The sequence below is a fragment of the Pseudomonas sp. CM27 genome (assembly GCF_013179515.1).
In the GTDB taxonomy this organism is placed as follows: domain Bacteria; phylum Pseudomonadota; class Gammaproteobacteria; order Pseudomonadales; family Pseudomonadaceae; genus Aquipseudomonas.
Window position 1 is genome coordinate 1 of sequence record NZ_JABMCN010000148.1, and the last position, 14637, is coordinate 14637.

Below are 14637 nucleotides of genomic sequence, written 5' to 3' on the forward strand. Positions count from 1 at the left end.
ATGATGCTGATGGACATTCATTTCGGCACCAGCTTCTTCAGTGCCGCAGGTGGCGGTGACCCGGTGCTGTTCCAGCATGTGTTCTGGTTCTTCGGCCACCCCGAGGTGTACATCATGATCCTGCCGGCTTTCGGCGCGGTCAGCTCGATCATTCCGGCCTTCTCGCGCAAGCCGCTGTTTGGCTACACCTCGATGGTGTACGCCACCGGCGCCATCGCCTTCCTGTCGTTCATCGTCTGGGCCCACCACATGTTCGTGGTCGGTATCCCGGTGGTGGGCGAGCTGTTCTTCATGTACGCCACCATGCTGATCGCCGTGCCCACCGGGGTGAAGGTGTTCAACTGGGTCAGCACCATGTGGGAAGGCTCGCTCACCTTCGAGACGCCAATGCTGTTCGCCATCGCCTTTGTGATCCTGTTCACCATCGGCGGCTTTTCCGGGCTGATGCTGGCGATCGCCCCGGCGGACTTCCAGTACCACGATACCTACTTCGTGGTGGCGCATTTCCATTACGTGCTAGTGCCCGGGGCGATTTTCGGCATCTTCGCTTCGGCCTACTACTGGCTGCCGAAATGGACCGGCTACATGTACGACGAAACCCTCGGCAAGCTGCACTTCTGGCTGTCGTTCATTGGCATGAACATGGCCTTCTTCCCCATGCACTTCGTAGGGCTGGCCGGCATGCCGCGGCGTATTCCCGACTACAACCTGCAGTTCGCCGACTTCAACATGGTGTCCTCGATCGGTGCCTTCATGTTCGGCGCCACGCAGATCTTCTTCCTGTTCATCGTCATCAAGTGCATCCGTGGCGGGGCGCCGGCACCGGCCAAACCTTGGGATGGCGCCGAGGGCCTGGAGTGGTCGATCCCCTCGCCCGCGCCTTACCACACCTTCCAGACACCGCCGGAAGTGAAATAGGAAACCTGCCATGAACGGCCTGTCGCTGAAACGCCTGGTAACGCGCCTGCTGATGCTGACGGTGGTGATGTTCGCCTTCGGCTTTGCACTGGTGCCAATCTACGACGTGATGTGCAAGGCCTTCGGCATCAACGGCAAGACCGGTGGGCAGTACGAGGGCAGCCAGGTCAGCGACCCGACGCGCGCAGTGCGGGTGCAGTTCATGTCGACCAATGCCAGCGACATGGTCTGGGATTTCTACTCCACCGCCGACCAGCTGGAGGTCAACCCGGGGGCGGTGAACCAGATGATCTTCATTGCCCACAACCCGACGGACCGGCCGATGAGCGCGCAAGCCATTCCCAGCATCACCCCGGCCGAGGCTGCGGCGTATTTCCACAAGACCGAGTGCTTCTGCTTTACCCAGCAGGTGCTGCAACCCGGCGAACGCATCGAGATGCCGGTGCGCTTCATCGTCGACCGCGACCTGCCGGCCAGCGTGAAGCACCTGACACTGGCCTACACCTTGTTCGACATCACCGCTCGCCACCCGCCGGTCGCGCATGTTGCGGCCCAGGACGTCCAGGGCGCCCGTTAAGGGAAGGAGAACAGCAATGGCAAGTCATCAGCACTACTATGTTCCGGCGCAGAGCAAGTGGCCGATTATCGCCACCATCGGTATGTTCATCACGGTGTTCGGCCTGGGCACCTGGTTCAACGACATGAAGGCCGGCCACCCCGACTCGCACGGGCCGCTTATTTTCTTCGTCGGCGCGTTGTTCCTGGCCTACATGCTGTTCGGCTGGTTTGGTGCGGTGGTGAAGGAGAGCCGCGCGGGGTTGTACAGCCCGCAGCTGGACCGCTCGTTCCGCTGGGGCATGAGCTGGTTCATCTTCTCCGAGGTGATGTTCTTCATGGCCTTCTTTGGCGCGCTGTTCTATGTGCGCGTGCTGGCCGGGCCGTGGTTGGGGGGCGAAGGTGCCAAGGGCGTGGCGCACATGCTGTGGCCCACCTTCGAGTTCACCTGGCCGCTGCTGCATACGCCCGACCCCAAGCTGTTCCCGCCGCCCAAGGAAGTGATCGACCCGTGGCATCTGCCGCTGATCAATACCATCTTGCTGGTCAGCTCCAGCGTGACCATCACCATTGCCCACCATGCTTTGCGTCGGGACCACCGCGGCCCGTTGAAACTGTGGATGGCGCTGACCATCTTGCTGGGCATCTGCTTCATCACGTTGCAGGCCTACGAGTACCACGAGGCCTACACCAAGCTGGGGCTGACACTGGGTTCGGGGATCTACGGGGCGACGTTCTTCATGCTTACCGGGTTCCATGGCGCCCACGTGACCTTGGGCACGATCATCCTGATCGTCATGTTCGTGCGCATCCTGCGCGGGCATTTCAACCCGGAGAAACACTTTGGCTTCGAGGCGGCGAGCTGGTACTGGCACTTCGTCGATGTGGTGTGGGTGGGGTTGTTCATCTTTGTCTATGTGCTCTAGGGCCAATCGCCGGCAAGCCAGCTCTCACAGGGGCCCACTGGACCTGGCGCATGTGGGGGTTCCTGTGCGAGCTGGCTTGCCGGCGATGAGGCCATCAAAGCAAATGCAGATTCAGAAGGGGGCGTGTGAAACCAGCTGACCACTGATGAAGCCCCAGGCCACCAGGCCGATGGTCAGGGCAGCCAGGGTCACGCGCACGGTCAGCGCCTTGAGCAAGCGGGTCGAGTTTTCATCGTCCTTGACCAGAAACACCAGGCCACTGAACAGGCTGGCAACCGTGGCCAACAGCATCAGGACAATCGCGGCCTTGAGCATGGCGACACTCCGGGGGGATGCGGTGATGTGGATAAGTATAGCGATCGACCGGGCGAGGCTGCGATGAAGCCGTTTCGCCCAGGCTGGGTACCCACCCTGGTGGTGCTTGCACTGCTGCCGGGGCTGGTCGCGCTTGGCTGCTGGCAACTCGGCCGTGCCGAAGAAAAGCGCGCACTGCTGGCCAGCTATGCCGAACGGCGGGTCGAGGTGCCATTGGCCACCACCCAGCTGACGGCGGATGAAGACAATGCCTTCCGCCGTGTGCATCTATTCGGTCGCTTCGACGCCGGGCACAGCGTGTTGCTGGACAACCGCATGCGCGACGGCCAGGCCGGGGTCGAATTGCTGCAACCCTTCCATGACCAGGCCAGCGGGCAGTGGCTGCTGGTCAATCGTGGCTGGCTGCCATGGCCAGACCGCCGCGTGCCGGTGCATTTCGGCACCCCAACCCAGGCGTTGGCGCTGGACGCTGCGGTGTATGTATCGCCGGGCCACACCTTCCAGCTACATCCCGATCCGCTCGGCGGCCAATGGCCGCACCTGCTGACTGCCGTCGACGCCGCCCAGTTGTGGCAGCAGCTCGACCGCGAAGGCTATGCCCATGAACTGCGCCTGGAACCAGGGCCGGCGACCTATCGCCTGGACTGGCCAGTAGTCGCCATGGGCCCGGAAAAACACCTGGGGTACGCCGTGCAGTGGTTTGCCCTGGCGGCTGCCCTGCTGCTGCTTTACCTCTATTTCGGCTGGCACCACAACAAGGAGAAACGCCATGGCCACCGCCACTCCACTGGACCTGCCTGAACCCGGCAAACCCAGAGCCCGCGGGCGTTTGCAGCTGTTGTTGATTCTGCTGGTGGTGCTCGGGCCGATGATCCTGGCCACCAGCATGTACAAGCTCAAGTTCTGGGTACCGGAAGGCCGCAGCTACCACGGCGCCATGATCGGCAATGGCGAGAGCCGTACCGACCTCGGCGTGGCGGGCCACGACGAGCGCTGGCAGCTGTTGGTGAGCGCACCCCAGGCCTGTGCCGAGGACTGCCAGCGCCTGGTCTACCTGGCCCGGCAGATCCAGGTCGGGCTAGGCCGGGATGCCAGCCGTGCCAGCAATGCGCTGGCTGCCGCCCAGCCGCTGAGCGCTGACTACCAGGCGTTGCTCGGTCGCGAATATCCACAATTGCAACGCTACCCGCTGGACGCTCCGCGCTACCTGCAGAAGGTCGGCGAGCCCGGCCCCAAGCTGTGGATTGTCGACCCGCACGGCAACCTGGTACTGCGCTATGACGGCAAGGTCAACGGCAAGCACGTGCTGGACGACCTGCGCCACCTGCTCAAGCTGTCCAATATCGGCTAGGAGCCTGCCATGGCCAGACCTGGATTCCGCATAGCTGTGTTCGCCACCTTGCTGGCACTGGTGGTTGTCCTGCTCGGTGCCTATACCCGCCTGACCCACGCCGGCCTCGGCTGCCCTGACTGGCCGGGTTGCTATGGCTTCATCAGCGTGCCCAAGAGCGAAGCACAGTTGGCGCATGCCGAGCTGCACTTCCCCGAGCACCCCGTGGAAGCCGCAAAGGGCTGGGCCGAGATGGTCCACCGCTACTTCGCCGGCACCCTGGCTATGGTCATTGCCCTGCTTGCCTTGCAAGCGGTGCGCCGGCACGCCCGCGACGGCCAGCCCTATCGCCTGCCCGTGCTGTTGCTGGGGGTGGTGCTGGCGCAGGCGGCCTTCGGCATGTGGACGGTCACCTTGAAACTGTGGCCGCAGGTGGTCACGGCGCACCTGCTTGGTGGCTTCACCACATTGAGCCTGCTGTTCCTGTTGTCCCTGCGGCTGTCCCGGGCCTTTGCGCCATTGCCCAAGCTGCCGTTGAGCCTGCGCCGCATTGCGGCCCTGGCCCTGCTGGTGGTGATCGGCCAGATTGCCCTGGGCGGCTGGGTGAGCGCCAACTATGCAGCCGTCGCCTGTATCGACCTGCCTACCTGCCATGGCCAATGGTGGCCTGCGGCGGATTTCAGCAACGGCTTCCACCTTACCCAGCATGTCGGCCCCAATTACCTGGGTGGGCAACTGGACAGTGATGCGCGCACGGCCATCCACATCAGCCACCGCCTGGGCGCGCTGCTGGTTACCGGTGTGCTAATGATGCTCAGCTGGAAGCTGCACCGCTGCGGCCTTCCCGGCCTGGGACGGCTGGTGTTGCTGGCGCTGGCGGTGCAGATCGGCCTGGGCATCAGCAATGTGCTGCTGCACCTGCCCTTGGCTGTGGCCGTTGCGCACAACGCCGGCGGGGCGCTGTTGCTGCTGAGCATGGTGCTGGTGAACTACCGCATCCGCGTGGTCGACAAGGTTCGGGTCGGTGTCGGCCAAGGCTGGCGCCTGCGGCCGGTTGTCGGCGTGGGCATTTCCCATCACATGAGGAACGACTCGTGGCGACGCTTCTGAGTACACGGCGGGCCAGCTGGCGCGATTACCTGGAGCTGACCAAGCCCAAGGTGGTGGTGCTGATGCTGATCACCTCGCTGGCAGGCATGTTCCTCGCCACCCGCGCGGGTGTGAGCTGGAACGTGCTGCTGTTCGGCAACCTGGGCATAGGTTTGTGCGCCGGCGGCGCGGCGGTGGTCAACCACGTGGTGGACCGGCGCATCGACGCGCTGATGGCGCGCACCCACAAGCGGCCCCTGGCCCAAGGCCGCGTCGAGCCGCTGCCGGCGCTGCTGTTTGCCCTGGCGCTGGCGTTGCTGGGCATGGCCTTGCTGCTGGTGTTCACCAACGCCCTCACCGCCTGGCTGACCCTGGCCTCGCTGCTGGGCTACGCGGTGTTGTACACCGGCTTCCTCAAACGTGCCACGCCGCAGAACATCGTCATTGGTGGCCTGGCCGGTGCCGCGCCGCCGCTGCTGGGCTGGGTCGCGGTCAGTGGCCATGTCAGCGCCGAGCCGTTGCTGCTGGTACTGATCATCTTCGCCTGGACCCCGCCGCACTTCTGGGCCCTGGCCATCCACCGCAAGGAGGAATACGCCAAGGCCGAGATCCCGATGCTGCCGGTGACCCACGGCGAGCGCTACACCAAGCTGCATATCCTGCTGTACACCTTGATATTGCTGGCGGTGAGCTTGTTGCCGTATGCCATTCACATGAGCGGCCCGCTGTACCTGGGCTGTGCACTGGTGCTGGGGCTGCGCTTCCTGCAATGGGCCTGGGTGTTGTACCGTGGCAGCCGGCCGCACGCAGCGATCGGCACCTTCAAGTACTCTATCGGCTACCTGTTCGCGCTGTTCATCGCGTTGCTTCTAGACCACTACCTGTTGTTGAACCTATGACCCGAACCCAGAAAACCGTCTTCATCCTCGTCGCCCTGGTCGCGTTGATCATGGGCCTGACCGTCAACAAGGTGCTCAATGGCCGCGACCAGCCCAACCCCACCGAGCTGATCGGCGCCGGCATTATCCTGCTGCCGCAGAGCCGCACCGTGGCGGATGTAAGCATGACCAACCAGGACGGCCAGCCGGTGCAGCTGGATGACCTGAAAGGCAAATGGTCGCTGTTGTTCTTTGGCTACACCTATTGCCCGGATATCTGCCCGACTACCCTGGCCCAGCTGCGTCAGGTCAAGAGCGAACTGCCCAAGGAAGCTGTCGACCGGCTGCAGGTGGTGCTGGTGAGCGTGGACCCGAATCGCGATACGCCGAATCAGCTGAAGCAGTACCTGGGCTATTTCGACAAGGATTTTGTCGGCGTGGCAGGGTCGATCGAAGATACCCAGAAACTGGCCAATGCCTTGAGCATTCCGTTCATTCCGGCGGATACCAGCAAGCCGGGGTATACCGTGGATCACAGCGGCAACCTGGCGATCGTCGGGCCGGATGGGCGTCAGCGCGGGTTCATTCGGGCGCCGTTCAACAACCAGAAGCTGGTGGCGCAGTTGCCTGGGCTGGTTAAACGGGATTGATGTGGCTCTGAAAGCTTCGCCGGCAAGCCAGCTCTCACAGGGGCCTCACAGAACCTGAGGTTGGCGCTGTACCTGTGGGAGCTGGCTTGCCGGCGAATGGGCCGCAAAGCGGCCCCGGGGATGTGGGATCAGAACGCCGGAACCACAGCGCCCTTGTACTTCTCGATGATGAACTGCTTCACCTCAGGCGAGTGCAGTGCAGCCGCCAGCTTCTTCATGTCGTCCGAGTCCTTGTTGTCCGGGCGGGCAACCAGGATGTTCACGTAAGGCGAATCGCTGCCTTCGATGGCCAGGGCGTCTTTTTCAGGGTTCAGCTTGGCTTCCAGCGCATAGTTGGTGTTGATCAGGGCGGCATCGACCTGGGTCAGCACGCGCGGGATGGTGGCCGCTTCCAGCTCACGAAACTTCACGTTCTTCGGGTTTTCGGCAACATCCTTCACGGTGGACAGGATGTTCTTGTTGTCTTTGAGCTTGATCACGCCGGCCTTGTCCAGCAGCAGCAGGGCGCGGCCGCCGTTGGTGGCATCGTTGGGGATGACCACGGTGGCGCCGGAAGACAACTCGTCGAGCTTCTTGATCTTGGTCGAATACACGCCCAGCGGCTCGATATGCACGCCGGCCACGCTCACCAGCTGGGTGCCCTTGGCCTTGTTGAACTCATCCAGGTACGGCTGGTGCTGGAAGAAGTTGGCGTCCAGGCGCTTTTCGGCAACCTGTACGTTCGGCTGGATGTAGTCGGTGAATTCCTTCACCTTCAACTCCACGCCCTCTTTGGCCAACTGCGGTTTGACGAAGTTGAGGATCTCGGCGTGCGGCACTGGGGTGGCGGCAACGGTCAGGGTATCGGCGTGGGCCGAGAAGGCCGCAACAGCGGCAGCAACAGCAAGCAGCTTCTTCATGAATCACTCCTTGTGAGGGCCGCGACGGCCCCCGAACGGGTCGGCCGGGCCGACCCCATTGGGGTTACTTACGGGAAAAATGCACGACCAGTTTGTCGCCCACGCTCTGCAGCACTTGAACCAGCACCAGCAGCAGCACCACGGTGACCACCATCACGTCGGTCTGGAAACGCTGGTAGCCGAAGCGGATGGCCAGGTCGCCCAGGCCGCCGGCACCGACCACACCGGCCATCGCGGTGTACGAAACCAGGGTAATGGCAGTTACGGTGATCGCGGCGAAGATGCCCGGGCGGGCCTCTGGCAACAGCGCGCTGGTGATGATCTGGCGGGTGGTGGCGCCCATCGACTGGGTGGCTTCGATGATGCCGCGGTCCACTTCACGCAAGGCGGTTTCAACCAGGCGTGCAAAGAACGGCGTGGCACCCACCACCAGCGGCGGAATGGCACCGGCGACGCCCAGCGAGGTGCCGGTGATCAGCACGGTGAACGGGATCATCACGATCAGCAGGATGATGAACGGCAGCGACCGCAGGATGTTGACCACCAGCGACAGCAGCGCATACACGCCCTTCTGCTCGAACATCTGCTTCGGCCCGCAGAGGAACAGCAGCACGCCCAGCGGCAGGCCCAGCAGCACGGTGAAGAACAGCGAGCCGAACAGCATGATCATGGTATCGACGGTGGCCAGCCAGATTTCGGCCCAGTCGACGTTGGCGAAGAAATTCAGGGCGTCCATCAACGCAGTACCTCCATATGTACGTCAGCTGCCTTGAAGCGGGCGAACGCCGCTTCCATGTCACCGCCGATCAGGGCGAGGGTGAGCTGGCCATAGGGGACATCCTTGATGCGGTCGATACGCCCGGCGAGGATGCTGTAGTCCACGCCCGTTTCGCGGGCCACGGTGCCCAGCAGCGGTGCATAGGTGGCGTCGCCCTGGAAGGTCAGGCGCACGATGCGGCCCGGCACGTGGGCGAAGTCATCACGCTGCTCGCCTTCGTCGACCTGCTCGTCTTCCTGGACGAAGCGCTTGGTGGTGGGGTGCTGCGGGTGCAGGAACACGTCGGCCACCGAGCCTTGCTCGACGATCTGGCCGGCGTCCATCACCGCCACGCAGTCGCAGACCCGGCGGATCACGTCCATTTCGTGGGTAATCAGCACGATGGTCAGCTTCAGCTCACGGTTGATCTCGGCCAGCAATTGCAGGACCGACGCCGTGGTTTGCGGGTCGAGGGCGCTGGTGGCTTCGTCGCACAGCAGGATCTTGGGGTTGGTGGACAGGGCGCGGGCGATGCCGACGCGCTGCTTCTGGCCGCCCGACAGCTGTGCCGGATACTTTCTGGCGTGGTCCGACAGGCCTACGCGGGCCAGCAGCTCGGTGACCCGCTTGTCGATTTCGCTGCCCGACAATTTACCGGCCAGGGTCAGTGGCAGGGCAACGTTGTCGGCGACGGTCTTGGACGCCAGCAGGTTGAAGTGCTGGAAGATCATGCCGACCTGCTGACGGAAACCGCGCAGTTGGCTGGCGTTGAAGGCGGTGACGTCTTCGCCGTCAACGATGATCTTGCCGCCGGAGGGCTCTTCCAGGCGGTTGATCAGGCGCAGCATGGTGCTTTTGCCGGCACCCGAATGGCCGATCAGGCCGAACACCTGGCCATTCTCGATGGTCAGGCTGGTCGGATTCAGTGCGGGGATTTCCCTACCGGCGACGCGGTAGGTCTTGTGGACATGTTGGAACTCGATCACGTAGCGAACCTTGTGGGGCGCATGGAATTTGGGTCAGCGGTTAGCTGGGGTCGCGCATTTTAGCCTTTTCCCATAGCTGTTCTTAGCATTTATTTCGTAATGCACCAATCCTTCGGGCATATCGCGACAACCGGTAATCCTGATTGAACGCTTGTCAAAGCCCTCCAGTCACTAATGAAACAAGCCCGAACAGGGCACGCCTGAAGACTGACGAGGAGAGCCGATCATGCCCAACAAGAACACGGACGCGCCCAAGCACAGCGAGGCCGCCGGAACCCAGACCCCCGACCGGGCCAACACCAATGCCAAGCTGCAGAGCCTCGAGGACGTGCGCAGCGATGCCACTGGTCACGCCCTGCGTACCAATCAGGGTGTGCGGGTCGCCGACAACCAGAACACGCTCAAGGCGGGTGACCGTGGCCCCTCGCTGCTTGAAGACTTCATCATGCGCGAGAAGATTACCCACTTCGACCACGAGCGCATCCCCGAGCGCATCGTGCATGCCCGGGGTACCGGTGCACACGGCTTCTTCCAGAGCTATGGCAACCACGCCGAACTGACCAAGGCCGGCTTCCTCCAGGACCCGGAGAAGATCACCCCGGTATTCGTGCGTTTCTCCACGGTGCAGGGCCCACGCGGTTCGGGGGACACGGTGCGGGATGTGCGCGGGTTTGCGGTCAAGTTTTATACAGATGAAGGCAACTTCGACCTGGTTGGCAATAACATGCCGGTATTTTTCATCCAGGATGCGATCAAGTTTCCCGATTTCGTGCATGCGGTAAAACCGGAGCCTCATAACGAGATGCCCACCGGCGGGTCGGCTCACGACACTTTCTGGGATTTCGTCTCGCTGGTGCCGGAGTCGGCGCACATGGTGATGTGGGCCATGTCGGACCGTGCCATCCCGCGCAGCCTGCGCATGATGGAAGGCTTCGGCGTGCATACCTTCCGCCTTATCAATGCCGAAGGGGTGGCGAGCTTCGTGAAATTCCACTGGAAGCCGAGCCATGGCGTGCATTCGCTGCTCTGGGACGAAGCGCAGAAGCTGGCCGGCAAGGATACCGACTTCCAGCGCCGTGACCTGTGGGAGGCCATAGAAACGGGCGACTACCCGGAATGGGAGCTGGGCGTGCAGATCGTGCCTGAGGCGGACGAGCACAAGTTCGATTTCGACCTGCTGGATCCGACCAAGATCATTCCTGAAGAACTGGTACCGGTGACCCCGCTGGGCAAGATGGTGCTCAACCGCAACCCGGACAACTTCTTCGCCGAGGTCGAGCAGGTGGCCTTCTGCCCTGGCCATATCGTGCCGGGTATCGACTTCACCAATGACCCGTTGCTGCAGGGCCGGCTGTTCTCCTACACCGACACCCAGCTAAGCCGACTGGGCGGGCCGAACTTCCACCAGATCCCGATCAATCGCCCTGTCGCGCCCAACCACAACAACCAGCGCGATGCCTTGCACCAGCATGTCGTGCACAAGGGCCGCGCCTCCTACGAACCGAACTCCATCGACGGCGGCTGGCCGAAGGAAACGCCTCCTGCAGCGCAGGATGGTGGCTTCGAGAGCTACCAGGAACGCATTGATGCGCACAAGATCCGCCAGCGCAGCGAGTCGTTCGGCGACCACTTCTCGCAGGCGCGGCTGTTCTTCCAGAGCATGAGCCCGACCGAGCAGCAGCACATCATCAAGGCCTACAGCTTTGAACTGGGCAAGGTCGAGCGGGAGGCGATTCGTGCACGGGAGGTGAACGAAATTCTGGCCAACATCGACCTGAAGCTGGCCGCCGCCGTGGCCGCGAACCTCGGGTTGCCAGCGCCCAAGGCAGGTACCGTCAAGGTCAAGGGCAGCAAGCTTGCCGCCTCGCCGGCCTTGAGCCAGATGAACCACCCGGGCGTTGTGGGCATCAAGGGGCGCAAGATCGCCGTGCTGCTGGCCGATGGCGTGGATGGCGGCAGTGTCGACCGGCTGGTCAAAGCCCTCGAGGCCCATAGTGCTCGGATTCTGCTGCTTGGCCCCACATCGGCGCCGGTCAAGGCGGCCGATGGCAAGGCGCTGCCGGTGGACGCGTCAATGGAAGGCATGCCTTCGATCATGTTCGACGGGGTGCTGGTGCCGGCTGGCAAGGCGGCACTGGATGCACTGGGGGCCAGTGGGCTGGCCAAGCACTTCCTGCTCGAAGCTTACAAGCACCTGAAGGCGATAGGTTTTGCCAAAGAGGGCAAGGTGCTGGTGGATGCGCTGGGGCTGAAGGAGGACAAGGGGCTGTTGCTGGGGGATGACCAGAACGCCGTGGACGCCTTCGTCAAGGCTGTCGAAGGGCATCGGGTGTGGGAGCGGGAGGCGGCTGCGGAATCTGTTCCCGCCTGATCGGGCCTCTTCGCGGGTAAACCCGCTCCCACAGGAATGTGGCGGGTTTACCTGCGAAGACATCAACGCTGATGCGGGACCAGCACCACCTGCGCCGGTAGCGAACGCTGGATCTGATGTTTCTGCTGCAGCTCGAAGCCGCTGTCGAGTTTGCGCACGCGCTTTTCCAGCAAGGTCTTCAACCAGGGCGCGTCCTCGGTGCGCGGCACCTGGAACACCACCTCGCAGTCATAGCTCACCACATCCGCTGCAATATCATCGAGCTGGCGGCGCAGCGCGCGGCTGTCGGTGGTCTTCAAGGCGACCACGGTGCTTGGCGCCGTCGGGTCGATGATACGTGCCCTGGGCTTGGCTTCTGCAGCCTTCAGCGCCGCCTCGGCCTTTTCCAGCTCGGCCTTGCGTGCCTGCGTCACGGCATCGCCACCGGTTACTGCCGGGGCTTGCGGCATCAGTGCACGGGCTCGGGACAGGGCGGTGGCCGCCGCGTTCACATCACCCTTCTGCAGCACGATCTGGCTGCGCTGCAGGTAGGCTTCGGCCAACTGGCGCTGGTATTGTTCCACGCGCGCGTCATCCGGCGACTGGGCTTGCAGCGCAGCCAGCTGGTCTTCGGCGGTGGCCAGCTCGTTGCTGGCGATATTCTGTTGCAACTGCTGCCAGGCATCGGCTTGGGCAGGTGCGGTGGCCTGTTCGACCGGCGCGCTGGAACAGGCAGCCAGTAACAGGGAAAACGCGGCGACAAGCAGATAACGGGAGGCAAACGGCTTCATTCCTGCGACTCTCTATTTGCGCAAAAAGCGAGCAAGTCTACACCCAGGTGCGCACGCTCGAAAACAGGTCTTACAGACCCTTTACCCGGCCAAAGGTTGCAGGGCGTGCCATCACACGCCCGGTTTTTCAGCGTTTTGGCAGGGCCAGGCTCAGCAAGAATAGCACCGCCGCGCAGACCACGATCGATGGGCCGGCAGGGGTGTCCTTGAACCAGGACATGGCCAGGCCGCCGCAAACCGCCGTCACGCCCAGCAAGCTGGCGCCCAGAGCCATCTGCTCGGGGGAGCGGGCGTGCCGCTGCGCCGCAGCGGCAGGAATGATCAGCAGCGAGGTGATCAGCAGTACGCCGACAATCTTCATGGCCACGGCAATCACCACCGCAATCAGCAGCATCAATGCCATGCGCAGGCCGGCCACGGGCAGGCCTTCGACCATCGCCAGCTCTTCGTGCACGGTCACCGCCAGCAGTGGCCGCCACAGCGCCGCAAGCAGCAGCAGGACCAGCGCGCTGCCGCCCAGGATCCAGGCCAGGTCGGTGGGACTGATCGCCAGCAGGTCGCCAAACAGGTAGGCCATCAGGTCGATGCGCACGTCGTGCATGAAGCTCAACACCACCAGGCCCAGCGACAAGGTGCTGGGGGCAAGGATGCCGAGCAGGGTGTCAGAGGCCAGCGGCTGGCGTTGCTGCAAGGTCACCAGCAAGATCGCCAGCAACAGGCAGCCCACGGTTACCGCCAGCGCCGGGCTGACGTCCAGCACAAAGCCCATGGCCACACCCAGCAGCGCGGCATGCGACAGGGTGTCGCCGAAGTACGCCATGCGTCGCCACACCACGAACGAGCCGAGCGGGCCCGCGACTACTGCCAGGGACAAGCCTGCGAGCAAGGCGTAAAGAAGAAAATCAGCCATGCTTGCAATGCTCTCCGTGAACATGGGTGCCAGGCGCAACCACCGAACCGTGCAGGTCGTGGCTGTGGTCGTGATGGTGGTGGTAGACGGCCAGGCTTGGGGCGTTCTGGCCAAACAGTTCGACGAAGGCCGGGTCATTGCTGACCTGCTCGGGGTGGCCGGAACAGCAGACATGGCGGTTCAGGCAAACCACCTGGTCGGTGGCACTCATGACCAGATGCAGGTCGTGGGAGACCATCAGCACACCGCAGCCGTGGCGGTCGCGCAAGCGGGTGATCAGGTTGTACAGCTCGGTCTGACCGACCACGTCGACGCCTTGCACCGGTTCGTCCAGCACCAGCAGTTCGGGCTCGCGCAGCAGTGCCCGGGCCAGCAGCACGCGCTGCATCTCACCACCGGAAATGGTCTGGATGGGGCTGTCGATGACCTGCTCGGCGCCCACTTCCTGCAGCGCCGACAGGGCTGCCGCACGGTCTACTCCGGGCACCAGGCGCAAAAAGCGCAGCACCGACAGCGGCAGCGTGGCATCTACCTGAATTTTTTGCGGCATGTAGCCGATACGCAGCCTGGACTTGCGCCAGACCTTGCCACGGTGCGGCTTGAGCAGCCCGAGCACGGCGCGTACCAAGGTGGTCTTGCCTGCCCCGTTGGGGCCGATCAGGGTGACGATCTGGCCGGGTGCGACCGACAGGTCGATGCTGTCGAGCACCGCTTCGCCGGCAAACGTGACGCCGACCTGCTCCAGGCGGATCAGTGCGTCGCTCATGCCGCGCTCCGGCAGGTACCGCACAGGCCGACCACTTCGACGGTCTGGGTCTCGACGGTGAAGCCTACGCCTTTGGCGCTGTTGATGATGGCGTCGCTGATGCTGCTTTGTTCGAGCTCGATGGCCACGTGGCAGACGCGGCAGATCAGGAACTGGCCCTGGTGCACATGCTCGGGGTGGCTGCAGCCGATGAAGGCGTTGAGCGAGGCGATACGGTGCACCAGGCCGTTTTCCAGCAGGAAGTCCAGAGCGCGGTACACCGTCGGCGGCGCGGCGCGGCGGCCGTCCTGCTCGCTGAGCACGGCGAGGATGTCGTAGGCACCCAGCGGCTTGTGGCTTTGCCACACCAGCTCCAGCACCCGGCGGCGCAACGCGGTCAGGCGCAGGCCCTGGCGGGTGCACAAGGCGTCGGCTTCAGCCAGTGCGCTGTGTACGCAGTGGGAGTGATCGTGGGGACGGTTGGCCAGCGGCGTGATGGACATGGGCAGCGACGGTTCTGGATGGAGACGTTATTATG

Annotated in this window: 17 protein-coding genes; 9 read left to right on the plus strand and 8 right to left on the minus strand. The window is 63.4% G+C overall.

Annotated elements, in window-relative coordinates; translation table 11 throughout:
* The 3 genes from HP547_RS18265 to HP547_RS18275 all read left to right on the plus strand — a co-directional run.
* The coding region (locus HP547_RS18265) for a cbb3-type cytochrome c oxidase subunit I (RefSeq protein WP_172287013.1) at window positions 1-918 on the plus strand (918 nt) is incomplete at its 5' end.
* A gap of 10 nt (window positions 919-928) precedes the next feature.
* The gene (locus HP547_RS18270) at window positions 929-1495 is read left to right on the plus strand and encodes a cytochrome c oxidase assembly protein (protein WP_172226568.1); all 567 of its coding nucleotides are present in this window, start codon (window positions 929-931) and stop codon (window positions 1493-1495) included.
* Window positions 1496-1511: 16 nt separating this feature from the next.
* Complete coding sequence (locus tag HP547_RS18275; protein WP_172287014.1) at window positions 1512-2399, plus strand: cytochrome c oxidase subunit 3; 888 nt, start codon at window positions 1512-1514, stop codon at window positions 2397-2399.
* 111 nt (window positions 2400-2510) lie between these two features.
* Here HP547_RS18275 and HP547_RS18280 read toward each other — a convergent pair whose 3' ends face one another.
* Window positions 2511-2714: a twin transmembrane helix small protein gene (locus HP547_RS18280; protein WP_054902213.1), complete on the minus strand. Its 204-nt coding sequence runs from the start codon at window positions 2712-2714 to the stop codon at window positions 2511-2513.
* A 63-nt stretch (window positions 2715-2777) separates the two neighbouring features.
* Here HP547_RS18280 and HP547_RS18285 point away from each other — a divergent pair, with 63 nt between their 5' ends.
* From HP547_RS18285 to HP547_RS18305, 5 genes are read left to right on the plus strand one after another with little or no spacing between them, the layout of a single operon-like run.
* Window positions 2778-3515: an SURF1 family protein gene (locus tag HP547_RS18285; RefSeq protein WP_172287015.1), complete on the plus strand. Its 738-nt coding sequence runs from the start codon at window positions 2778-2780 to the stop codon at window positions 3513-3515.
* Window positions 3484-4065 carry a hypothetical protein gene (locus HP547_RS18290; RefSeq protein WP_172287016.1) on the plus strand — a complete coding sequence of 194 codons (582 nt, stop codon included), beginning with the start codon at window positions 3484-3486 and terminating at the stop codon, window positions 4063-4065. Before HP547_RS18285 ends, HP547_RS18290 begins: the two co-directional genes overlap by 32 nt.
* A gap of 9 nt (window positions 4066-4074) precedes the next feature.
* Complete coding sequence (locus tag HP547_RS18295) at window positions 4075-5154, plus strand: heme A synthase (RefSeq protein ID WP_172232291.1); 1080 nt, start codon at window positions 4075-4077, stop codon at window positions 5152-5154.
* Window positions 5139-6032, plus strand: a complete 894-nt coding sequence (gene cyoE, locus HP547_RS18300; protein ID WP_172287017.1) for a heme o synthase — start codon at window positions 5139-5141, stop codon at window positions 6030-6032. Before HP547_RS18295 ends, cyoE begins: the two co-directional genes overlap by 16 nt.
* A complete protein-coding gene (locus HP547_RS18305; RefSeq protein ID WP_172287018.1) occupies window positions 6029-6661 on the plus strand; it encodes an SCO family protein in 633 nt (210 codons plus the stop codon). Before cyoE ends, HP547_RS18305 begins: the two co-directional genes overlap by 4 nt.
* A 128-nt stretch (window positions 6662-6789) precedes the next feature.
* On the opposite strand, the gene HP547_RS18310 is transcribed toward HP547_RS18305, so the two are convergent.
* From HP547_RS18310 to HP547_RS18320, 3 genes are all read right to left on the minus strand, one after another.
* On the minus strand, window positions 6790-7560 hold the full coding sequence (locus HP547_RS18310) for a MetQ/NlpA family ABC transporter substrate-binding protein (protein WP_172287019.1): 771 nt from the start codon (window positions 7558-7560) through the stop codon (window positions 6790-6792).
* 64 nt (window positions 7561-7624) lie between these two features.
* Window positions 7625-8296 carry a methionine ABC transporter permease gene (locus HP547_RS18315; protein WP_010951513.1) on the minus strand — a complete coding sequence of 224 codons (672 nt, stop codon included), beginning with the start codon at window positions 8294-8296 and terminating at the stop codon, window positions 7625-7627.
* On the minus strand, window positions 8296-9303 hold the full coding sequence (locus HP547_RS18320) for an ATP-binding cassette domain-containing protein (protein WP_172287020.1): 1008 nt from the start codon (window positions 9301-9303) through the stop codon (window positions 8296-8298). Before HP547_RS18320 ends, HP547_RS18315 begins: the two co-directional genes overlap by 1 nt.
* A 226-nt stretch (window positions 9304-9529) precedes the next feature.
* Between HP547_RS18320 and katE the strand changes: the two genes are divergently transcribed.
* Window positions 9530-11674, plus strand: a complete 2145-nt coding sequence (gene katE, locus HP547_RS18325; RefSeq protein ID WP_172287021.1) for a catalase HPII — start codon at window positions 9530-9532, stop codon at window positions 11672-11674.
* 62 nt (window positions 11675-11736) lie between these two features.
* Here the strand turns inward: katE and HP547_RS18330 are convergent, their stop codons facing one another.
* The 4 genes from HP547_RS18330 to zur all read right to left on the minus strand — a co-directional run bounded on the left by HP547_RS18330 (window position 11737) and on the right by zur (window position 14602).
* Window positions 11737-12444 (minus strand): PA5502 family lipoprotein, encoded by a 708-nt coding sequence (locus tag HP547_RS18330; protein WP_172232152.1) that lies wholly within the window; start codon window positions 12442-12444, stop codon window positions 11737-11739.
* A gap of 127 nt (window positions 12445-12571) precedes the next feature.
* Window positions 12572-13354 (minus strand): zinc ABC transporter permease subunit ZnuB, encoded by a 783-nt coding sequence (gene znuB, locus HP547_RS18335; protein WP_172232155.1) that lies wholly within the window; start codon window positions 13352-13354, stop codon window positions 12572-12574.
* Window positions 13347-14120: a zinc ABC transporter ATP-binding protein ZnuC gene (gene znuC / locus HP547_RS18340; RefSeq protein ID WP_172287022.1), complete on the minus strand. Its 774-nt coding sequence runs from the start codon at window positions 14118-14120 to the stop codon at window positions 13347-13349. The genes znuB and znuC overlap by 8 nt, the downstream gene beginning before the upstream one ends.
* Window positions 14117-14602: a zinc uptake transcriptional repressor Zur gene (gene zur, locus HP547_RS18345; RefSeq protein WP_172287023.1), complete on the minus strand. Its 486-nt coding sequence runs from the start codon at window positions 14600-14602 to the stop codon at window positions 14117-14119. The genes znuC and zur overlap by 4 nt, the downstream gene beginning before the upstream one ends.
* Window positions 14603-14637: the final 35 nt, after the last annotated feature.